17 protein-coding genes, 1 tRNA gene and 1 pseudogene are annotated in these 23631 nt (G+C 38.1%); 5 read left to right on the top strand and 14 right to left on the bottom strand.

Annotation, left to right across the window (positions count from 1 at the left end):
• Positions 1-112: 112 nt before the first annotated feature.
• From LO761_RS10290 to LO761_RS10300, 3 genes are read left to right on the top strand one after another with little or no spacing between them, the layout of a single operon-like run.
• A complete protein-coding gene (locus LO761_RS10290; RefSeq protein ID WP_272818202.1) occupies positions 113-1369 on the top strand; it encodes a SusC/RagA family TonB-linked outer membrane protein in 1257 nt (418 codons plus the stop codon).
• Positions 1370-1382: 13 nt separating this feature from the next.
• Positions 1383-3011 carry a RagB/SusD family nutrient uptake outer membrane protein gene (locus tag LO761_RS10295; protein WP_272818203.1) on the top strand — a complete coding sequence of 543 codons (1629 nt, stop codon included), beginning with the start codon at positions 1383-1385 and terminating at the stop codon, positions 3009-3011.
• Position 3012: 1 nt separating this feature from the next.
• Positions 3013-4395, top strand: a complete 1383-nt coding sequence (locus LO761_RS10300) for an alpha-L-fucosidase (RefSeq protein ID WP_272818204.1) — start codon at positions 3013-3015, stop codon at positions 4393-4395.
• On the opposite strand, the pseudogene LO761_RS10305 reads toward LO761_RS10300, so the two are convergent.
• The 8 genes and pseudogenes from LO761_RS10305 to LO761_RS10340 form a co-directional block, all read right to left on the bottom strand.
• Positions 4373-4657, bottom strand: a pseudogene (locus LO761_RS10305) (transposase); the annotation flags it as partial. The gene LO761_RS10300 and the pseudogene LO761_RS10305 sit on opposite strands and share 23 nt — an antisense overlap.
• A 111-nt stretch (positions 4658-4768) precedes the next feature.
• A complete protein-coding gene (locus tag LO761_RS10310) occupies positions 4769-6619 on the bottom strand; it encodes a glycoside hydrolase family 13 protein (protein ID WP_272818205.1) in 1851 nt (616 codons plus the stop codon).
• A gap of 210 nt (positions 6620-6829) precedes the next feature.
• Entirely contained in the window at positions 6830-7426 is a 597-nt protein-coding gene (locus LO761_RS10315; protein ID WP_272818206.1) for an HU family DNA-binding protein, read from the bottom strand.
• 281 nt (positions 7427-7707) lie between these two features.
• The gene (locus LO761_RS10320) at positions 7708-9078 is read right to left on the bottom strand and encodes an SLC45 family MFS transporter (protein ID WP_272818207.1); all 1371 of its coding nucleotides are present in this window, start codon (positions 9076-9078) and stop codon (positions 7708-7710) included.
• Between the two features lie 5 nt (positions 9079-9083).
• Positions 9084-11765, bottom strand: a complete 2682-nt coding sequence (locus tag LO761_RS10325; RefSeq protein WP_272818208.1) for a 4-alpha-glucanotransferase — start codon at positions 11763-11765, stop codon at positions 9084-9086.
• Between the two features lie 305 nt (positions 11766-12070).
• On the bottom strand, positions 12071-14038 hold the full coding sequence (gyrB, locus tag LO761_RS10330) for a DNA topoisomerase (ATP-hydrolyzing) subunit B (RefSeq protein ID WP_272818209.1): 1968 nt from the start codon (positions 14036-14038) through the stop codon (positions 12071-12073).
• 186 nt (positions 14039-14224) lie between these two features.
• Positions 14225-14476 carry a 30S ribosomal protein S20 gene (rpsT, locus tag LO761_RS10335; RefSeq protein WP_272818210.1) on the bottom strand — a complete coding sequence of 84 codons (252 nt, stop codon included), beginning with the start codon at positions 14474-14476 and terminating at the stop codon, positions 14225-14227.
• 44 nt (positions 14477-14520) lie between these two features.
• Positions 14521-14592 (bottom strand) — tRNA-Glu (locus tag LO761_RS10340).
• A 135-nt stretch (positions 14593-14727) separates the two neighbouring features.
• Between LO761_RS10340 and recO the strand changes: the two genes are divergently transcribed.
• On the top strand, positions 14728-15453 hold the full coding sequence (recO, locus tag LO761_RS10345; protein WP_272818211.1) for a DNA repair protein RecO: 726 nt from the start codon (positions 14728-14730) through the stop codon (positions 15451-15453).
• Between the two features lie 136 nt (positions 15454-15589).
• Positions 15590-16516, top strand: coding sequence for an IS982 family transposase (locus tag LO761_RS10350; protein ID WP_272818212.1), 927 nt, complete (start codon positions 15590-15592; stop codon positions 16514-16516).
• Between the two features lie 381 nt (positions 16517-16897).
• On the opposite strand, the gene LO761_RS10355 is transcribed toward LO761_RS10350, so the two are convergent.
• The 6 genes from LO761_RS10355 to murG are packed head-to-tail and all read right to left on the bottom strand — an operon-like array spanning position 16898 to position 23602.
• Positions 16898-17347, bottom strand: a complete 450-nt coding sequence (locus LO761_RS10355) for a GatB/YqeY domain-containing protein (protein WP_272818213.1) — start codon at positions 17345-17347, stop codon at positions 16898-16900.
• A gap of 15 nt (positions 17348-17362) precedes the next feature.
• Positions 17363-18796, bottom strand: coding sequence for a cell division protein FtsZ (gene ftsZ, locus LO761_RS10360; protein ID WP_272818214.1), 1434 nt, complete (start codon positions 18794-18796; stop codon positions 17363-17365).
• 29 nt (positions 18797-18825) lie between these two features.
• Complete coding sequence (gene ftsA, locus LO761_RS10365) at positions 18826-20361, bottom strand: cell division protein FtsA (protein WP_272818215.1); 1536 nt, start codon at positions 20359-20361, stop codon at positions 18826-18828.
• A 9-nt stretch (positions 20362-20370) separates the two neighbouring features.
• Complete coding sequence (locus LO761_RS10370) at positions 20371-21102, bottom strand: cell division protein FtsQ/DivIB (protein ID WP_272818216.1); 732 nt, start codon at positions 21100-21102, stop codon at positions 20371-20373.
• Positions 21099-22475 carry a UDP-N-acetylmuramate--L-alanine ligase gene (gene murC, locus LO761_RS10375; RefSeq protein ID WP_272818217.1) on the bottom strand — a complete coding sequence of 459 codons (1377 nt, stop codon included), beginning with the start codon at positions 22473-22475 and terminating at the stop codon, positions 21099-21101. Before murC ends, LO761_RS10370 begins: the two co-directional genes overlap by 4 nt.
• Complete coding sequence (gene murG, locus LO761_RS10380) at positions 22472-23602, bottom strand: undecaprenyldiphospho-muramoylpentapeptide beta-N-acetylglucosaminyltransferase (RefSeq protein ID WP_272818218.1); 1131 nt, start codon at positions 23600-23602, stop codon at positions 22472-22474. Before murG ends, murC begins: the two co-directional genes overlap by 4 nt.
• Positions 23603-23631 lie beyond the last annotated feature (29 nt).

Genomic DNA, 23631 nt, shown 5'->3' on the forward strand with positions numbered 1-23631 from the left:
AGGTTAATAAAAAGAAGTTCATAGATGGGTTCCTGAATATAAAAAAGTAGGCTGGAATTACCAGCCTACCAAATGTCCATTACTAAAACACGAGAGGTTTTCAGCCTACCAAATGTCCATTACGCCGTTTTTTCCAACATTTTCGTTAGGATGGAGAGTTTCGCAAGAGAAATTCTGGGAACCTTTATCTAATTTTATAAGCGACTTTAAACTTAGAGGCTCATACGGATCATTGGGTAATCAAATTGTAAATAGCTATTATCCATACATTCTGACTTATAACATTGGAGAATTAAGTTATTTGTTTGATGGAAATAAGCAAATGTCAGTTTATGCACCTGGATTGGTCAGTGATAAATTGACATGGGAAACAGTAAAGCAATGGGACTTAGGAGTTAGTTTCACTATGTTAAATAACCATTTAACTGGTGATTTTGATTACTACGTTCGCTCTACATATGACATGTTAACCAAATCAAAAACATTGCCATCCATATTGGGAACTTCTGAACCTCAAATGAATGCGGCGGATTTAAAAACTAGAGGTTGGGAGTTATCTTTAACTTGGAACTCTTCTTTAGATTGTGGACTTAATCATAGCACAGTATTTTCTTTATCAGATTATCAATCTGAAATAACAAAATATGACAATCCTACAAAAAACCTTTCTGACAGCTACTATGTTGGGAAAAAACTTGGAGAATATTGGGGTTTTGTAACAGAAGGTTTATTTCAGACAGATGAAGAGGCTGCTTCTTGGGACCAGTCAAAAATAGTAGGTTATACTCAATATGCAGGTGATATTAAATTCGCAGATTTAGATGGTGATGGAAAAATAACAAGAGGAAAAAATACTGTTGACGATCCTGGTGATAGAAAGATTATAGGTAATTCAACACCTCGTTATAATTTTGGTCTACGTGAAAATGTAGATTATAAAGGATTTGATCTTTCTATATTCTTTCAAGGGACGATGAAACGTGATCTTGTTTTATCAAATAGCTTTTATCTATCCCATTATACGTCTGAATGGTCTGTGCCTCAAAAAATGAATTATAATTATTGGAGGATAGATAATAAGGATGCTTTTTATCCACGAGCAAGATTGAATGGGTCTGCCGTAACTGAAACTCAGAGTCGTTTTTTGGCTAATGGGGCTTATATTCGGTGTAAACAACTATCTCTCGGTTATACTATACCTAAAAGCATAACAGATAAAATGAAGATATCAAAACTTAGAGTTTATTTTAACGCTGAAAATCTTTTCGAATTCTCTAAGATGCCAGATTCCTTTGATCCTGAACAGAGTACGGCAAATGCTTATCCTTTTATGAGGGCATATTCTTTAGGAGCTAATTTAACATTTTGATAATTATAAAACTATGAATAAGTATATAATAATAACAGTTGTCATTTCTTTCTTAGGGCTTATTTCCTGTAATGATGATTTTATGGAAAGGTATCCTAAAGATAAGATCAATGATGAAACATATTGGCATACAGAAAGCGACTTAAAAAATTTTGCCAATCAATTTTATACAACATTAGATAATATGGATGTGTATTCAGTAGATGATAACTCAGATAATCAAGCAAATCGTTCTAAAAACTCATTTTCATGGAATGAATACACCATCCCTTCTTCTGGGGATGGATGGGGAAAAAGCGATTGGAGTAACATACGCAATTGCAATTACTTTTTAAGCCGTTACCATACCGTCAATGGACAGCAAAGTATTATAAACCAATATGTTGGAGAAGTTTATTTCTTTAAAGCTAAGTTTTATTATGAAAAAGTCCTTAGATATGGCGACGTACCTTGGTTAACTGAAGATTTGACTACGTCTTCTAAAGAATTACAAGAAAAACGTGATGATCGAAGTATTGTTATGGATTCTATATGTGCATGTTTAGATAATGCCATAAAATGGTTACCAGAAGATATGCGAGAAAGCAGATTAAGCAAATATGCAGCCTTAGCATTAAAATCAAGAGCATGCTTATTTGAAGGGACTTGGAGAAAATATCGTAATTTAGATCAATCTGAAAAGTTCTTAAAAAGAAGTATAGAAGCTTCTGAAGCAATAATAAATAGTGGGAAATTTGAATTATATCAAACTGGGGATGTAAAAGAAGATTATCATGCTTTGTTCAACCAACAAGATTATACGGACAATAAAGAAGCTATTTTCTTTGTTTCTTATATCACAGATAAAAGGATGAATAACCGCCCTAGAAGTGCAAGAGAAGCAGGTACAGGCATGACTAAAGATTTTGTTGAATCATTCCTTTGCAAAGATGGACTACCAATCGAGTTAAGTAGCTTATACAAAGGAGATGCTAAATTTATGGACGAATTTGAAAATAGAGATCCGCGTCTGAAGCAGTGTGTTTATACTCCAGATCGGCCTATTGCGATTTTACCAGATGGTTCAAAAGAATACGAAAATTCTCCTGTCTTTAACAATATGACATTTACTGGATATCGCCTTTACAAATTGTATTCTCCTTTGTCAGAAGATAATGAGTACATAAAATGTACATTAGATGATCTGGTTTATCGCTATGGAGAAGTGCTATTAAACTATGCAGAAGCCAAAGCAGAATTAGGTGAATGTGATCAAACTGTATTGGATAAAACAATTAATAAATTGCGAGACCGCGTAGCTATGCCTCATATGAATGTTAATATTGATTTTATAGATCCTAATTGGCCTGATTGGGAGGTTGGCGTATCCCCGTTGATTAATGAAATTCGTCGTGAACGTCGTGTAGAATTAGCTTGTGAAGGGTTACGTTGGAATGATTTATGTAGATGGAAAGCTGGAAAGTTGTTGGAAAATGTAAAATCATATTTAGGGGCAAGAGATCCAGAAACAGGGGAATATAGAATTTTATATTCAGGAATGACTCGTGTTTGGAATGACCGGCTCTATTTGTACCCTATTCCAACAGATGAACTTACTTATAATCCAAATTTAAAACCTCAAAACCCAGGCTGGGAAAATTAATATGAAAAAAAATACTATTTTTTATGTGATTGTCATATTTATAATACTTGGAGGATGGGGTTGTTCCAGCAAGAATCATAATTTTTCTGGAGTAGTAATTAAGCCCAATCTATTGCAACAAAAATGGGCGGATGCAGAAATTGGAGTATTAATTCATTTTGATATGCCTGTATACTATCCAGAATATAATTGGCGTAAATGGGGTAATCATCCGAATGCATCCTCTTTCAACCCAACAGAATTAAATACAGACCAATGGATAGAAACCGCTTCAAAGTTAGGTGCAAAATATGCAGTATTAGTCGCTAAACATGGGAGTGGCTTTTGCCTATGGCCAACAGAAGCTCATGGTTATAGCATTAAACATTCCCCATGGAAAAATGGTAATGGTGACATCGTAAAAGATTTCGTTAACTCATGCAAAAAAAATGGGATTAAGCCTGGAATATATGCCAGTACTACAGCCAATGGCTATTTGCATGTAGATAATCCGGGATTAGTTCAAGAAGGTGCTCCCGTCACTCAAGAAGAATACAATGAAATTGTAAAAAAGCAACTTACAGAATTATGGACCAATTATGGTGAACTTTTTGAAATTTGGTTTGACGGGGGAGTACTATCTATGGAAAGAGGAGGAGCTGAGGTACTTCCATTGCTAAAAAAATTGCAGCCGAATGCTATTGCTTTTCAGGGTCCATATGGCTATCCTAATTTGGTCCGTTGGGTAGGCAATGAAGAAGGAGTTGCTCCTTATCCATGCTGGGCTACTGCTGATTCTACCACTTCTTCAGATGGGATTATGGCTATTAATGGGCTGAATGGTGACCCTTTCGCTCCTTTTTGGTGTCCTGGCGAGTCCGACTTCACTTTACGTTGGAACAAATCTTTCCAAGGCGGATGGTTCTGGCATGTAGGACAGGATAGCATGATATTTTCAGTAGATGAACTAATAAAAAAATATGAAACTAGCGTAGGACGGAATACAAATATGCTGTTAGGAATAGTCATAGATAAAAGAGGTCTCGTCCCAGACGCAGATGTACAGCGGATAAAAGAATTTGGTGATGCAATAAGAGCTAAATATACCAATCCTATAGCAGAAACTTCAGGAACTGGTAATGAATTTGTCCTTAATCTTTCAACTCCTACTACAATAGATCATTTAATTATTCAAGAGGATATCTCTCTAGGAGAACGAGTATTGAAATACAGAATTCAAGGGGAAAAAGACGGATCTTGGATTAACATGTGTACAGGTTCTTGTATCGGTCATAAACGGATAGAAACATTTGCTCCTATTACGCTTAACCAAATACGCTTAATTATTGGGGAATCGAAAGCAACGCCTCAAATTAAAAGTTTTAGGGTTTTTGAAGCAGAATAAAAGATAATTTGATAAAAGTCCATTTCACCGAAAAGTTGTATTCGGATAACTTTTCGGTGATTATTTTTATAAGCCACAAAAGAATTCTCATGGCTCTTTTGAAATTATACGCCATAGCTGCTAACATGACATTGATGGCATCTCCTTTCACGCCTTTATAAAAGTTGCGAAATAATCTGTAATCACTTTTAAGATGTCCTATGGTAGGCTCTATTCCTGTCCGTTTGCAAAATAACTTGTGCTTCTTTTTCTTTTGATAATATTGCTGTCCGCTAAACATTGAGCAGCAATATAAGAATTAGGGCTGATACTTCGAGAGAAGTGTCAGCCCTAATTCTTGATTAAGCGAAAAGTTTTACAGGACAACAATACTTTAGAATTCCAAAATACGAATCCCTCTACTTTCCAATGTAATATCTTTACCTATTTCCACCGTTTTTTGCGAAGTAACGTCATAAGCTTTATTGGCCGGCAGAATCTCCTTATATGGTTCTAAAGCGATAGTTTGTTCTCTGTTGTTTCCATTTAGCATAACAACGATAGACCGGTTATTGTATCTCCGTTCATAGATATATATACCCTTATTGGGTGCGAAATGTTTCAATGTACCTTTTGCAATGGCTTCATTGCCTTTTCTCCATTTCAGAATCCTACTTAAAAAGTCGAAAGCTTCGTTTTGCCGGTCTGTTCTACCTGAAGGATTAAAAGCATTTGTGGCGTCTCCTTCCCAACCGCCGGGGAAATCTTTTCTTAGCAAGCCATCACCTTCCGACTTTTCTCCTTCCATCAGGATTTCTGTTCCATAATAGATTTGTGGAATTCCTCTTGTAGTCAGTAAGAATGTCATAGCTTGTTTGAAACGGTTCAGATCTTTTGCGTCTTCAGCGTTACGAGTGAATCGAGATGTATCATGATTATCTACAAAGATGAGCAACTTCATGGGATTTGCATAAACCAAATCTTGTGCAAGATACTCGTATAGTTTAAACAGACCTCCATCATAATCTGTAGTGCTTTCATCGAAAGCCTGATTCATAATCGACATCAGAGGAAAGTCCATGACTGTTGGCAATTCAGTATTACGAGGAGCAGCTAATTTGCTGTCTTTTTGCCAGAAAGAAACTTGAACGTTGCTGTTCACCCAAGTCTCACCGACAATATTAAAGTTAGGATATTCATTTAGAACTGCTTTGCACCAGTTGGCCATCATGTCAAAATCGGCATAAGGATGAGTATCTTGTCTGATGCCATTTATACCGGCGTATTCTATCCAAAATATGCTGCTCTGTATAAGGTATGTTGCAACATGTCGGTTGTTTTGATTCCAATCGGGCATATTCTTAGTGAACCAGCCATCAACGGCAATTTCTTTCTCGTAGTCGGCAGCATGAATGTCTTGTACACTACCCGTTCTGTACGAAGTCTGAACATAATTGCCTTTATAGTGGAACCAATCTTTTGAAGGCATATCTTTAAACAAGTAGTTCTCACTTCCACAATGGTTGAAAATCATGTCCATGACTACTTTCATTCCTTTTTCATGAGTCTTTTCTACTAAAGATTTGAACTCTTCGTTTGTTCCTAAACGTCTGTCAACCTGAAAATAGTCGGTAATAGCATATCCGTGATAGGAGCCATGTGGCATATCGTTCTCTTGAATGGGATTCAACCATATTGCAGTTACCCCCAAGTCGGATATGTAGTTCAAATGTTCTTCTATACCTTTCAAATCTCCTCCGTGACGAGCATATTGATCGTTTCTATCAACTTTATTCTTGAACATTCCCGAAACAATGTCATTGTCAGGGTTACCATTTGCAAATCTGTCCGGCATAATTAAGTAGAGAACATCACTTGCGTCGAATCCTTGAATATCAGAAGAATGAGTGTCGCGTTGTTTTAACTCGTATGGAACGAGCGTATTCGTTTTCCCGTTTTTAAGAATGAAATTGAATTTTTGAGGTTGAGCTTCTGATAAGTCGAGATATACAATAAGGTAGTTGGGATTCTCCTGTTTGACAACTTCTTTGATAAATATATCGGACGATGAAACAGATACATCGTTATTAGATATGTTATCCCCATATAAGATGACCTGCAGTTCGGGATTCTTCATTCCTGCCCACCAAAAGGTTGGTGCAACTTTCTTTATCATATCTGCCGATTTCGCAGACAAATTTCCCAATAAAGATAGAATACTCATAAGTAACAGTATTTTTTTCATGATATAAAGATTAATGCGATTTAAGTTTTTCTTTTACAAATATATAAAAACTTTGAATCGTCCATTCCTATTTGAAAGAAAATATTAATGATGATAAAAGTTAATGAACTGATTATTAATAATCTAATAAATTCGTAATGGGAATAAAATATAAGTAAGAAAGAATGATTCCTTTTGAGAGTCAAGTTTTATTACCTTTTCTCTTTGTACTTAATTCTTAAAGTAATATGGAGCATTCTTAGCTCCGGGATGGTTTAACATTCCGTTTTTGACACATTCTTTCAGAATTCGATAAGCGGTGGCATTGCTTAAGCCACATAACCCAACCAGTTCACGGCGTGTGATGTATAGGTGATTTTCTAAATACAGCTTAATATTGGAGATGATTTTCTTTTTGTCGGTAAAGACAGAGCGGTGCGAAAGGGCGGTAGGGACTTTTATAAAGTCACACTTCCTCATCTCGTCTTTCAACGACTTGGCAACTTGGAATGTAATGCCGTTTGTTTCGATGCTTTCCGCTCTTATTTCATCCGTCCTGCTGACTTTTTTCGATTTCACACGAACGTGGAAACTGCCGATGTTATCTAATTTGACCGTATTTCCATCCATCAACCGTTCTTTCATCACAATACAAAGAGCCGTCAGGACACCTATCACATCAGCTTCGCTCATTGTACTTCTGCGTGCAATGAGTTGTGCCAATTCTTTCGTGTTGATTTCCCCATTTTTCACAAACTTAGCATTAAAAGTGCTCTGACCATCTTTTCTCAAGTCGGGAGAAGGATAAAAATCATAAAAAATACTCATAAAATTAAATGATTTAGAAGTTAAATTAGTATTCTGATAAGGTTAACTTATCGGTTTTTCTTTGCAGACTAAACAAATCACAATTGAGATTCGTACAAATCACAGTTGAGATTCGAGCACATCACAATTGAGATTCGAGCACATCACATCTGTGAATAGCTTAGTTGTACTTAACAAAGATACAAAATATTTATTGAAATGCCTAATTTCAGACTGGTATATACACAATTCCCCTTATCTTCTTTCTATGTTATTATAGAAATGAAGGCAAGGAGAATTAATCATTGGATATCGTGTACTTTTTCTTTAATCAGACTTACACAGCATGCTCCAATGAAGAGTAAAATTCCTGCGATGACCAACATATTCACTTCGGGAGAAACCTGTCCGGTTTTGGTAAAGATGTGCAGGATGGAACCACCAAGTGCTGCGGCCACAATCTGAGGGATACAAATGGTACCGTTAAACAGACCAAGGTAAGTACCCATGTGTCCACCTGTTAAAGCATTGGTCAGAAGTGTAAAAGGAAGCGCGAGCATGGCCGCCCATGCACAGCCTATGAGCAGGAACGAAACGAACAGGAGGTATTTGTTGTGGATGAAGAAAACAGATATAAACCCTATTCCCCCCAAAATAAGGCTGAGTGCATAAATAAGTTTCCGGTTTTTGAACTGTGGGATAGCGATAGCCCATAATACGGAACCGATGGCTTGAATGGCAAATAACATGCCGACCCAGTTTGCGGCATCTTGATATTCATTCGACTTGGTGTCAAGAACAATTCGCTGAACTCCGTTAACAAGTCTCTCTACTGTGGGAGCATCAAAAACATTGAGGGCGACACTGCCATTTGTGTAAGTCCACATGAACATGAAGGCAGCCCAGCAAAAGAATTGAACCAGTCCAACGGTCCAAAAAACCTTGGGTGCCTTTACCAGAAGTTTGAACACGTTTGATTTCTCTTGTTTTTCTTCGTGTTTAATGCCGTGATATTCTGCATATTCCTCAGGGGGATACTCTTTAACCTTTAAAGACGTGTAAATAACACAAAGGATGAGGATTAAAGCTCCGATGTAGAACGAATAAATTACAGAGTCGGGAACGACACCTTCGGGTGCCACATTCTTAATTCCTATGTACGCAAAGAAAAGCGGGAACAGATATCCTACTAAACTACCGGCATTACACAAAAAACTTTGTATGGAATAGGCGAGTCCTTTTTGCTTTTCATTAACCATGTCTCCAACCATCATTTTAAATGGCTGCATCGCCATATTAATAGAGGTGTCAAGGAACATTAACGAGAATAATCCGAAGATCATTGCCGCACTTACTCCCATACCCAGGCTTCCTGCATTTGGAAGCAGGCACATTACTAATACGGCAATGAGTGCTCCTATGAACAAATAAGGAATTCTCCGGCCGAAACGTGTCCATGTTTTATCGCTAAGTACTCCGATAATAGGTTGAACGATGATACCCGCCAAAGGAGGAAGTATCCAGAAATAGCTTAAATTATGCGGGTCAGCCCCTAACGTGGAGAATATACGGCTAATGTTGGCACTCTGTAAAGCGTAAGCGATTTGTACACCAAAAAAGCCGAAGCTAATATTCCATAGCTGCCAAAAACTTTTATCAGGAATTTGTTTCATGGTAATCAATTTCTTTCGTTTTCATCAATTATATTTCTAATCTTCTCATTTATTTTGTCGCATTTTATTAACTCTTCAATAGAGAGATGCATGCGATATCGCCAATAGTAACGTGGAATGGCCGGAATATTAATTCTCTCAGCTTCTACATTCTTATTTCTAATGTCTTCATCCATGGAAAGCCAGTCTTGAAACGAGAGAATGCAGAGGATAGATGGACATTCCAAATGCCGTTTAATGATTTCTTCACATACCCATCCAGAAGCAATTTTTGGCGTCTCGTCCCAATGTCCCATGATGTGCTTGTAAAAATGTGATGTCTGATTATAATTTTCTTCCCACCACCCTCGCAAAGTTGACATGTCGTGAGTAGAAATGGTACAAACCGATCTATACGGATATTCCCAAACATGGCCGAATTCGTGTGCCGGATTCTTAGGCATACGTTGAATCTCAAGGCTTAGAATCTCCAGTTCGTTCATTACCCAAGGTACACAATCAGGAACCATGCCGAGGTCTTCTCCACAGCATAACATGGAAGTGGACTGAGTAAGGGTAGGTAACTTCTTCATTGCTTGTTCATACCAGAATCGGTTGTGGCGTTTATAATAGTAGTCGTTATACAGATTGTTGAATGCTTCTTTCTCTTTCCAACTTAACTGTTTATATACATAGTCATTCTGTACGGCAATACGAGGATGATACAGATTTTTGTCTTTACGGTCGGGCACAAAGAGTACATCACTGATTAAAGAATAAAGTCCTTCTTTTATAGTAAGGCTTTCTTCATCGGATTTATTAGCAAAGTAGGCTTCCACCTTTCTTTGTGTATCGAATTTCGGTTGCATGGAATAAATGTCATGATGTTCATGTCTTAAGAAATGACGGACGACATATTCCGATTTCTCACCGAATTTCTCCTTGATGATTTTGTCATTGATAAAAGGCTTGGTCATAAATTCTTTCTGGAACGGTAACCCGTAACTTTCTATCTCTGAAGTGCTCATTGGCAGAGATGGAACAAACTGTCCGAGAAGCCCATGAACCGAATGAGTTGGAATTTCCCAAATGCGAAAGAATCCAAGGATATGATCTATTCTGTAAGCCGTAAAGTATTCTGCCATTTTGCGGAATCGTTTTTGCCACCACTGATAGTTGTCTTTCTCCATGACATCCCAATTATAAGTTGGAAATCCCCAGTTCTGCCCATTGGCGGAGAATGCATCCGGCGGAGCTCCGGCCTGACCGTTCATGTTAAAGTAGTAAGGCTCAATCCATGCTTCAACACTGTTGCGACTAATGCCTATAGGAATATCGCCTTTCAGAATAACTCCTTTCTCGCGAGCATAGTCACTGGCGTTGAGTAATTGGATATGAAGCAAATACTGTACATAGTAATAGAATGAGATTTCGTTGTATGACTTGCTTTTCGTATCACAGAGATTATCAATATCTTCTTTTTTATAGATGGTATATTCCGGCCATTCACTGAATTTAGGTGTGCCATATTTGTCTCTTAGGAAAGAGAAAGCCGCATAAGGCTGCAACCAATGCGCGTTTTTTTGATAAAACTCTTTAAAGCTGTTAGTTGATAGTTTCCTTTTCCCCTCTTGTTTGAATAGTAGTTTCAAGTACGAGCGTTTAGCTTCGTTTACTGCTTCATAATCAACTTGAGGAAGTGCATTAAGTTCTTGTTGTTTGGTATCATATTCACTTTGCAGCTTTTCATCTTTCAATTTTTCAACCTGTCTTAGGTCAATGTACATAGGATGGAAAGCGTAGATAGATATACTATTATAAGGGTATGAGTCTGTCCATGTATTTGTAATGGTTGTATCGTTGATAGGTAAAATCTGTATAGCATGTTGATGGGTGAGTACTGCCCAGTCAATCATCTTTTTTAAGTCGCCGAAGTCCCCAACTCCAAAACTTCCTTCACTTTTTAATGAGAATATAGGAATAGTGGTTCCGGCAACCTTTGGAAGTTTTGCGTTGAAAAAGACTTCCGCTTCGGGCGTAGTATAAATTCTTGTAGGATGAACGTCGCATTGGTTGATGATACGGTTATTGTGATTTTCCCACTCAACCACTTTATTCGTTTTCTCGTCTATGGCAACAAACTTGTATTCTAAAGGATAATTCAATTGAGATGCATCAATAACAGCAATCCATTCGTTCTGCTTAATTTCGAACATCTCAATAGGTTTTTCCGGATTCCAATTGCCAAAGACTTCTCCATTTCCACTAATCCCCAACTTTTGATTTCTATGTCGTAAAGTAGGACAGAGAGCTCTAAAAATAATATTTCCTGCAGTGGAATAGTTAAATGAATGTTCTATTGGCAGAAGATAATGTCTGCTGAAAGCGGAACTATATAGAAAGCTGTTGATAGGTAAGTCTCTCCAATTGTCGTCTACTTGTATACAGATATCTTTTTTGCTAACGATAGTAGGGATGATGTGCTGCATATTGCCCCTCTCCAACCGGATACACCGGTGATTACGATATACACCATACCTATAAGAAAGGATTTTGTCTTTTTCTTCTACTTCATATTCCGTTTTTCCTTCCCAGATGATGCCATCTCTTGTACTGAGTGGAATAAGTTTTGTTTCATTCCCATTTATGTTAACACCAATTTCTTCTCCCCAAGCAGTGCGATACTCAATTCGAAATGTGATTTTCATAATAAAACTTATTAAATTTTTATTTGGTGGTAAATTTAGTTTATTCTATTCACTTTTCATTCATTAAAGACTAAAAATATGAATGAAAAGACTTTTTGGACTTTATGTTGTTCTTTCTTGTTTGATTTTAATTATCTTTTATCCCTTCAATAACGTAGGAATATTTTTTATGGTGATTTATGAGTCGCGGCTTCTTCTATAGAAGGAAAGAACGTAAATAAAAAGAGGATGCGTCGTTTGGACACATCCTCTTCCCTCGATTGTAAGATGCGAGGATGGATTTGTTATTTAGTTAAATAATAGCCTTACGCATCAATATTCGCGTAAGTAGCATTTCTTTCAATAAATTCACGACGAGGTTCTACATCATCGCCCATTAAGATAGAGAATGTTTCATCTACATCTTGCGCTTCGTTAATAGTGACTTGTTTTAATATCCGTTTCTCCGGATCCATTGTAGTCTCCCATAACTGTTCCGGATTCATTTCACCCAAACCTTTGTATCGCTGAGTGTGAATACCCGTTTCTTCACCTCCACCATATTCTTTGATAAATTCTTCACGTGCGGCTTCAGTATAGCAATATTTGCTGACTTTCCCCTTTGTACACTTATATAATGGTGGGTTTGCTATGTATAAGTGTCCTTGTTCAATCAGCTCAGGCATATAACGATAGAAGAGGGTCATGATAAGGGTGTCAATATGTGAACCATCTACATCGGCATCGGTCATGATAATAATTTTGTTGTAGCGGAGTTTGTCAATGTTAGCTTTCTTACTGTTCTCTTCTTCGTCAACACCAAAACGTACGCCTAAAGCTGTTATAATATTGTTGATCTCATCACTCTCAAAAGCTTTGTGCCACATAGATTTTTCAACATTCAGAATTTTACCTCTTAAAGGGAGGATTGCTTGAGTTGAACGACTTCTTCCTTGTTTTGCGGAACCACCGGCAGAGTCTCCCTCGACAAGGAATAACTCGCATACCGCGGGGTCTTTACTCGAACAGTCGGCCAATTTACCCGGCAGACCACCACCGCCCATCGGACTTTTTCTCTGGACTGTCTCGCGAGCTTTGCGTGCAGCAATACGTGCAGTAGCAGCTAACACAACTTTATCAACAATCAACTTAGCTTCTTTTGGATGTTCCTCAAGATAGTTGGTAAGAGCTTCGCCTACAGCCTGATCGACAGCACCACGTACTTCACTATTGCCAAGTTTCATTTTAGTCTGACCTTCGAACTGTGGCTCTGATACTTTTACTGAGATAACAGCGATTAATCCTTCACGAAAGTCTTCACCTTCAATTTTTACTTTTGCTTTTTCCAATGCTTTAGAATCTTCAGCATACTTTGTCAGTACTCGAGTTAATGCTGATCGGAAACCTGCTTCATGAGTACCTCCGTCGCGAGTATGGATATCATTAACGTATGAATGAAGACTCTCACGGAATCCTGTGTTATACATAATGGCACATTCAACAGGAGTTCCATTCTTTTCTGTGTTCAAATAGATAACATCATTCATTAACGGGGTATTGCTGCGGTCTAACCAGCGAACAAATTCTTTTAGTCCGTCATTAGAATGAAACTTTTCAAAGCGCGGATTACCATCTTCGTCCACATCGCGCATATCAGTCAGCGTTATGGTGATACCTTTATTCAGGAAAGATAGCTCACGTAAACGGTTCTCCAGAATATCAAACTTGTATGTTGTAGTAGTGAATATCGTGTCATCAGCCCAGAATTCCTGCCTTGTTCCCGTCTTGCCATCACACTCTCCAATTCCCTTTACAGGATAGAGAGCTTTACCACGGGAATATTCTTGTTGGTATATTTTTCCATTGCGATAAACATTGGTAATCATTTTAGTAGACAATGCGTTTACACAAGAAACACCTACACCGTGTAAACCACCTGATACTTTATATGAACCTTTATCGAACTTTCCACCGGCATGGAGAACAGTCATTACAACCTCAAGCGCAGATTTTTTCTCTTTAGGGTGATAATCGACAGGGATACCACGTCCGTTATCCTCAACAGTAATAGAGTTATCTTTATTGATGGTAACGTTTATTTTATCGCAATATCCGGCTAACGCTTCATCAATGGAATTATCAACCACTTCGTATACTAACTGGTGGAGACCACCTTCTGAGATATCGCCAATATACATGGCCGGACGCTTACGAACAGCTTCCAATCCTTCAAGGACTTGAATATTACTGGCCGAATAGTTGGCCTCTCCTTGAATCTTTTCTTCTTCAGTCATATCTATATTAAACTCTTTTATTTTAGCTTTCAAAGGTACAAAAAATCAATGAGTTTTCCATCAATTAATACCTAAAATAAGTGAAATAAAAAGAGGGATCCTTTTGGAAATTCCTCTTTAAACAACAAAAGACCGAATGGTTTCATTCGGTCTGTATTTCTTTATCTGAAAAAGAATCTTAACTCTTTAGAGCTTATTGATATAAGCGCACAAACTGGACTTCAGATTAGCTGCTTTATTCTTGTGGATGATATGGACGTTTGCCAATTTATCCAACATTTTCTGCATAGAAGGATATGCTTTTAATGCTTCCTCTTTATCTGTAGTGCTACGAAGCTTCTTCAACGCATTACGCATGGTCTTTGCGTAATAACGATTATGAAGTCTTTTAACTTCTGTTTGTCTTATTCTCTTAATGGATGATTTGTGATTTGCCATCTCGACTAATCTTTAATTAATTGTTCTTTTTTCTTTGTTATTTGTAGCCTCTACGGGAATCGAACCCATATTACCAGAATGAAAATCTGACGTCCTAACCGTTAGACGAAGAGGCCATTCGGCACTTTAAGCAACTATTTTGTGCCTGAAAGCGGATGCAAAGGTATGAACTCTTTTTTTTACTCACAAGTATTTTGAGCATTTTTTTTATAAAAATATTTTTTTGAGGTGAAAACACCTATATTTGTACTATGTTTCAAAAGTTGGTTGGCATTGTCCTTCACAGTATTAAATACAATGATTCGATGAATATTGTCGATATCTATACTCAGCAATCGGGTAGGGGTTCTTATCTGGTAAGAGTATCCCGTTCTCGAAAATCGGGTGTTAAGACTGTCCTTTTCCAACCGCTGGCATTTGTTGAGTTTGAGGCGGACTGTCGCCCGAACGCTCATATTTATCCGATACGGAGCGCGAAGTCATGGTTTCCATTCGCGACTATTCCCTATAATCCGTATAAGTCGGCTATGGCTTTATTCCTTTCGGAGTTTCTCTATCGGGTTTTACGAGAGGAAGAGGAGAATGTTCCGCTTTTTGCTTATCTTGAGAATTCCATTCGATGGCTTGATGCCTGCGAAAAAGATTTTTCAAATTTCCATTTAGTTTTTCTCATTCGCCTGTCACGTTTTATCGGGCTCTATCCGAATACAGAAAATTATATGCCGGGGTGCTATTTTGATATGATGAATGCACAGTTTACTCCTTTTCTTCCCACACACGGGGCTTATCTGAGCCAAGAGGAATCGGCTGTAGTTCCTAATTTTATGCGAATGAATTATGAAACGATGCATATATTCAAGATGAATCGTATGCAGAGAAATCGCTGCCTGACGATTATAAATGGTTATTATCGGTTACATTTGCCGGATTTTCCTGTATTAAAGTCGATTGATGTGTTGAAAGAACTCTTTTCTTAATATTATCGTTTAGCTTATTTTTCTTTATTAGTTACGCGAGTTCGGGTTAATAAAGTCCTTTTAAAAGTTGGTAATCTCGTTAGTTTTTTTTGTAACTTTATAGTTGAAAATCAAGAACTTACAAAAGAACTAAGCGATGATTACCAAAGACAAAGTTATAGAAATTTTCTGTATTATTGATGAGTTTGATAAGAATTTGAATGTTGAACTGAGTAAAAACCTGTGTTTACCATCCTACAACAGCAATGGTAAACGTTGCAGAAATCGTAAGGGAAGGCTTTCTGAAAGTGAAATCATGACGATCCTTGTATGCTATCATTTCGGTACATACCGTAATTTCAAGGAGTATTATCAGAACTGTATCCGTGTGTGGCTCAGGCATGAATTCCCTGCTGCCGTCTCCTATAATCGTTTTGTTGAACTCATGCCCCGTGTGTTCTTTAAGATGATGTTGTTCATGAAACTCCATGCCTTCGGTAAGTGTACAGGCATAACGTTCGTTGACAGCACGATGATTCCTGTATGTCACAATGTAAGACGGCATTTCAACAAGGTCTTTGCCGGTCTTGCCAAGAACGGAAAGGGTACCATGGGCTGGTGCCATGGGTTCAAGCTGCATCTGCTTTGTAATGATTCAGGTGAAGTGATAACATTCTGTCTTACAGGGGCAAACGTAGATGACAGGGACAGCAGAGTATGGACGGTATTTACAAAGGTTCTATATGGAAAGGTATTTGCTGACAGAGGATACATCAAACAGGAACTCTTCGAGAGTCTGTTCGGTCAAGGTATTCAACTCGTTCATGGTCTTAAAGCAAGAATGAAGAATAAACTTATGCCTATGTGGGACAAGATGATGCTGAGAAAAAGATATATCATCGAGTGCATCAATGAACTGCTAAAGAACAAAGCGAACCTTGTACACTCACGACACCGATCGATACATAATTTTATTATGAACTTATGTTCTGCCCTTACTGCATATTGCTTTTTTGAGAATAAGCCAGAGGCACTGCCGGTATATGTGGAAAAATCAAGGCAGTTAGAACTGTTCGCATACTAAACTTATCCCGAACTGGCGTATTAGTTGTTCTGTTTTGTTTGAAGGAATTGGTTTATTTTATGGGAGTCCGACGAATTCAAAAGGGTGTATATCATACATTTCTGTTCCTTTTTAGGTGGTTACATCATGTTTTGGGAAATCAACCCTGATCAGCCACAGATTTGATGCCCATGAATTTGGAAAGTGATACGTATGAGTTGCTCAACTGATGCGGATGAGTTGACAAGTTCATCCGCATCAGTTGATCGGTTCATGCGGATGAGTTGAATGATTCATGCGTATCACTTTTTCGGTTGTTATATATAAAGTACAAAAAAGAGTCTCGTCATAAGTTATGATACTGATGGCGAGATTCTTAACAGTTGCTTTAAAATGGAATGCTTACGCAAGTAAAGATCTCACTTTGGCAGATATATCTTTGCCTTCGGCTTTACCGGCCAGCTCTTTGGTAGCGGCACCCATTACTTTTCCCATATCTTTCATAGATGTAGCGCCCACTTTCGCTATGATGGCTTTAATAGCTGCTTCAAGTTCTTCGGCATTCATCATTTTAGGCAAATATTGTTCGATGACTTTTACCTGCGCATATTCTTCTTCGGCCAAGTCCGGACGATTTTGTTGTTTGTATAGTTCGCCTGATTCGTTGCCTTGTTTGGCTAATTTCATCAGAATTTTCAATGCGTCGGTATCAGTCAATGTATCATTAGCTCCGGGGGCAGTCTTTGCCTCAAGGAATACTTTTTTGACATTACGCAGCGTTTCCAGTTTTACTTTATCTCTGGCTTTCATGGCTTCTTTAATGTCGTTACTGATTTGATCAAATAAATCCATAGTTGTATTTAATTATTAAAATGTAATTGTTAGATTTTCGTTTTCTTCTTTAGGTTGAGTCGAAGCTTTTTCTTCATCGGCTTTCGATTTAATGCCATCAAGGACAATCTTCGTGCGGGTATAGGTGGGAGTGGTATCAACAGCGCTGATGATATCGTCATTATCCAAGTCTTCCAGCGAGAAGATATAGACATTTAGGTGACGTTTCTTTTTTGTAGAGTTTGCTATGTCTTTGCCATAGTATTCGGTACGTCTGTTCTCTTTCTTCTCGTCCTCGATTTCCTGTTCTTCCAATCTTTTCTGTTCAGCAATAGTACGTTTGTTGATGACTTCTTCCATGCCCGGAATATTCTTAATTCCAAATCCGGTGGCAAGAACAGTGAACTTAACACGCTGGTCGAGTGACTCATCAATATAAAGTCCCCACTTGGTCTCCACATCTGTTCCAAATCGGGACATAAAATCGTGTACTTCGTTCATTTCTTCCATCATCAGTTCGTTCTTCGTGCTGAATGAGATGTTGAACAGAATCTTTTTTGAGTTGAAAATATCATTATTATTTAGCAATGGTGAATGTAGCGCGTCGTTAATAGCTTGAGTAACACGACTTTCACTTTCACCATAGCCGGTACTCATGATAGCTACACCACCATCTTTCAAAACGGTTTTGACATCATTGAAATCCAAATTAATAGTTCCGCGAATAGTGATGATTTCTGCTATGCTCTTTGCTGCGATAGACAGTGTATCATCAGCCTTTCCGAAAGCGTTCATCACACTAAAGTCGGAATAGATATCACGGAGCCGTTCATTGTTGATAACAAGTAATGCATCAACATGTTTGCTCATTTCTTCTACACCGTCGAGAGCCTGATCTATTTTTTTGTTACCCTCGAATAGAAACGGGATAGTTACGATGCCGACAGTCAGGACTCCCATCTCTTTGGCTGTTTTTGCGATGATAGGAGCAGCTCCGGTTCCGGTTCCTCCACCCATTCCGGCTGTTATGAATACCATCTTACATCCATCGTTCAACATGTTTTTTACATCTTCTAAACTTTCTTCGGCAGCTTTTCGAGCTCTTTCCGGACGATTTCCCGCGCCAAGTCCCTCACTTCCAAGTTGGAGCTTGATAGGAACAGGAGATTCTTGCAGTGCTTGATTATCAGTGTTACAAACTACGAAAGTAACATCGTGAATACCTTCTTTATACATGTGGTTTACAGCGTTGCCACCACCGCCACCAACGCCAATTACCTTGATAATGCTTGGATTCTTGCTATTATCAGGAAACACAAAGTTCAGTGGTTCATTGTCGGTTGGGCGATCTTCGCTACCAAACGAATTATTAGTAGGAGAAGTAGTTTTTACATCTGAATTTTTCTTGTTTTGTTCTTCAGTGTCTGAAAAATCAAAGCCCATTGGATTTATATTATCGTTTTCTGACATAATCTTATTCTTTATAGGTTTGGCAATTATTACTTTCTTTCATCGTTTTTATCATCTTCCAGAATGACATTCAGCCATTTATTCCAGCGGCTGTTTTTTCGTTTCAATTCTTTTATCTCATTCTCCTTGTCTTTGATTTCTTCTTCCTTGTCGGGGAGCCCCAGATTTTTCGCGTTATTCAGTTCGTTTAGAGCTTCTTTGTAGTTCTGTTGTTCCTTTAGCAAGTGTACTTCGTTCATGATAGAAAGATATTCAGCCTGAAGTTGTTTCAACTCGTTTTCCTTCTTTATCTTCTCGTTCAGTTCGTCAATCTTTTGTTGACGTTCTTTCTCGGCACTTTCGCCTTTCTCGTTGAACAACCCTTCGACAGCAGGAGGAATAGCCTGTTCCTCTTTCTTTTGAGATTTCACAGATGCCTCGCAACAATTCTCTTTTCCTCCAGCTAACAGAGCAATAATCGTATTCTGTGTTCCATCTTTATGGACTTCCGGCGTTCCTTTCACAGAGAACTGTGTTTCTTTGGCAATACGTACCTTATTAATATGTGTAATCTTTGAGAAAGCAATATCAATATTTGTTAAGTTTGAACTACCACCAGTAAGAACAGCTCCGGCCAACAGGTTATCCTGATAATCGGATATCATAACTTGATTCCATACGTTCTGGAGAATCTCACTTACGCGTGCTTCAACTATATCGTTTAGCTCATCAGCATTGATACTGCAACGTCCGCCTATGGTATAGGTAACGGGATCTTTTTCTTCTGTTACTAATTCAGCCCACGCGTTTCCGTAGCGCACTTTAAGAGCTTCGGCATCTTCTTCTTCAATCTGTTTGCTGCAGATGTCCTTAGTTATATTGTTTCCACCCAATGGAATGACAACCATGTGCCGGAGGATATTATTTTTATAAACAGAAACGGTAGTTGTATCAGCTCCAAAGTCAATCAATACACATCCCGACCTGCGCTCGGTGCTTGTTAGTACGGCATCGGCTAAAGCCAAAGGTGAGATAATATAATCGACAATTTCAATTCCAGCCTGATTAAAACATTTCTCGATGTTTTGGCGAACACTGCTCCGGGCAATAATATTCAAGAATCGGCCTTCAATGCTATCAGTTGGAACACCGACAGGGTCAATGAGCAGATTGTTTCCAACCTTATATTCCTGTGGTGATACTTCTAAGATTTCTTGATCAACAATTGGGACTTGACGATTCTTTTCTAAGAGAATATCAACTAATTCCTGAGTAATCTTTGTTTCCTCATCAAAGTGGAGAGTCTGGGTGCTTAATAGTGTCCTTAATGATTGTCCGCTTATTCCTACATAGACTTTACCGATAGAAGCCTTTAATGTCGATTCCATTTTATGGATTATCGAAGTAAGGCTTTGCGCGGTTTTGTCCAGATTGTAGATGACTCCTTTCCGTATACATTCTTCAGAGTTTTCGCTGGCCATAGCCAGTACTTGAATACTGCCATCTAAAAGTTTCTTTCCTGCAATTCCTGTGATTTTGTTTGATCCCAGTTCAATTGCCGCAATAAAATCTGTTGTTGCTGCCATATCTAACTTCTATCTTTTTGTACATATTATTTGATTGTCGAATTCTAAACTGATTCGACTATATTTATTCCAGCCCACTTTGTTTAGCCCGTTTTCGTAGAAAAATTTCAGTCGTTTGAATTTGCGGTCGTATGCTCCGGGCTTCCCAAGGAAAATAATTTGTTCTCCAACGCGAGGGACTAATTCTATTTCTCTATTTGCTGTTATGTTTATTTGCTCTACTTGTGCATCCCACAAAGGATGGGTGTGGAGATATTCTCCTAATTCGTATAGTTCTTTTTGAGCGAACTTTTTATCAATGAATCCGGTTGCGACGGCTACGTGGGAAGCCTTGTTTGGCACAGGCATTATATGCCCTTTCGTATCGACATAATAGTTTTCTCCACTATTGGCCATGACTCTCAATAAAGGAACTCGTTGTTTCACGGTTATGCCAATTTCATTTCCCGGTGTCCGGTAACAATTGGCTTCTTCTATAAAAGGCTGCTTCTCAAGAACTCTTTCTAAAGTGTCGGTATTTATTTCATTCATTGTTTTTCCAATAGGACTAATGCCTTTCTGCTTTAGGAGTCCGATAAGTTCTTTTTTATTAATAAAGCCAAAATTCATTGTATCTTTTAAAACTACATCAACATCCTTACAAACCACTTCCGATGGTTTGCTGTTAAATATTGTCATAGCTGCTACGAGGTAGACCAATAACAATACTAATAAAAGGAATATGAATAGTTTTTTTATCATTTTTGTTTTAATATTTGGGTAAATTCAGGAACCATATCATTCAGGTCTCCGGCTCCCAATACAATAACGATATCTTTTTTCTCTGTTTTCAAGATTTTTGCTAAATCTTCTTTATGGCAAAGCCGTTTTTCTACGTCTGGTTGTATATTGTCATAAATAAGCTGGCTTGTTACACCGGGGATAGGCTTTTCTCTTGCTGGGTAAATATCAATGAGTATGACCTCGTCGAGTAAAGAGAGACTCTCCGCAAAATCTTTATAGAAATCTCTTGTCCGGGTATAAAGATGAGGCTGGAAAATAGCGGTTAGTTTTTTATTCGGATACAATGCTCGTAAAGAAAGTATGCTTTGTTTTATTTCTTCCGGGTGGTGTGCATAATCGCTTAATAAGGCTACATGATTATTTTTCAAAGCAAAATCGAAACGGCGTTCATCACCTTTGAAGCTGCTCATACCCTTACGAATTTCCTCAGAGGTTGCACCCACCATCTGGACAAGTGCCATAGCGGCAATACCATTATCTATATTGATAAGAACCGGTACGCCCAGCTTAATATCCTTTATATTACCGAATGGTGATATATAATCGAAGACAATTTCTCCATTCCCAATACGGATATTCTCAGCATGAAAATCTCCTTCATCTTTTGCGTAGGTGTAAAGCTTCACGCTGTCTTTTAAATCCGGCTTTAATTCCAATCCTTTATGAATGATTAATGCTCCACCTTCTCTAATCAAAGAGGTATAGTGTCGGAAGCTTTCCAGATAAGCTTCTTTTGTTCCATAGATATCTAAATGATCAGCATCGGTAGCCGTAACAACTGATATATATGGTGACAGCCAATGAAAGGATCTGTCGAATTCATCAGCTTCAATAACAATATAATCACTTGTTTTGGAGAGAAGTAAATTCGTTCCATAGTTCTTGGATATACCACCAAGAAATGCGTTACAATCTATGTGTGATTGACGCAAGATATGCGCGACCATGGTCGATGTAGTGGTTTTTCCGTGTGTTCCTGCAACGCAAAGAGCCTTGCCCGTTTCAGAAATCATGCCTAAAACTTGAGCACGCTTCATAATGATAAAGTTATTATCGCGGAAAAAGACCAATTCTCTATGTTCGGATGGAATCGCCGGAGTATATACAACCAAAGTAGTATCTTTATCTTTAAATATTTTAGGGATTAAAGCTGTGCTTTCTTCATAATGGATGTCAGCGCCTTCTTCAATTAATTTTTCTGTAAGTGCAGAAGGCGTGTGATCATATCCGCCAACAGCTTTTCCTTTTGCCAGAAAATAACGGACTAATGCACTCATACCAATGCCTCCGGCACCTATAAAGTATACAGCTTTTATTGTATTAATGTTCATTTCTTTATTTCTTCTTTATGCTTTTCTGCCAATTTGATTACTTCTTTTGCAATAATTGTTGCAGAATTTTTGAAAGCCAACTTATTTATATTTTCGCTTAGCTTTTTTAAAAGCTCAGGCTTGTTAACGGTTTCAATAGCGGTGTCGAGTAATTTCTTTTCAGCATCGGCATCCTTAATATATAAAGCGGCATCTTTACTAACAAGTGCCAATGCATTTTTTGTTTGGTGATCTTCTGCGACGTTTGGTGATGGAATTAGAATAACAGGTTTGCTGAGCAGACAAAATTCTGAGATTGAGCCTGCGCCGGCACGACTGATAACCAAATCAGCGGCACTGTAAGCTGTAGCCATATCGTTAATAAAATCAGTTAACTTGACCATTGGTAGTTCTCCGAATTTGTTTACAGTTGCATGAGCTTCATCAATGTAAATTTTGCCGGATTGCCAGATAAACTGAACTCCTGATGTTTTAATTTTTTCTAATCCATGCATCATACAGTTGTTTAGTGTGCGTGCTCCAAGGCTTCCACCAATAATCAAAATTGTTTTTTTATTAGGATCGAGTCCGAATGCTTTAACAGCTTCTGATCTATCTTTTTTGTCTTTAATTAAGGTCTGGAGGACAGGATTTCCTGTCATAATGATTTTGTCTTTTTCAAAAAATCGTTCCATACCATCATAAGCTACACAAATCGTTGTTGCTTGCTTGGCAAGCAACTTATTTGTTACTCCGGCATAAGAGTTTTGTTCCTGTATGAGAGTAGGGATTCCCATCATTCCGGCCATTTTAAGTGTTGGACCACTGGCATAACCGCCCACACCGACAGCAGTATCCGGCTTAAAATCTTTAATAATTTGGCGAGCCTTCATTTGGCTCTTTCCCAATTTATAAAGTACAGATATATTTTTTAATAAGTGCTGACGATCGAATCCTGCAATAGGAAGTCCAATTATTCTATATCCGGCAGCCGGCACGCGTTGCATTTCCATTCGTCCTTCTGCTCCAACGAATAAAATGTCAGTGTCGGGTCTCAGTTCTTTGATTGCATTTGCTATAGATACAGCAGGAAAAATATGTCCGCCTGTTCCACCGCCACTAATAATGATTCGTAATTTTTCTTCCATTTCTTATCTTTTTGCAAATTTAGAAATAA

The sequence above is a fragment of the Phocaeicola oris genome (genome assembly GCF_021295095.1).
Lineage (GTDB): Bacteria > Bacteroidota > Bacteroidia > Bacteroidales > Bacteroidaceae > Phocaeicola > Phocaeicola oris.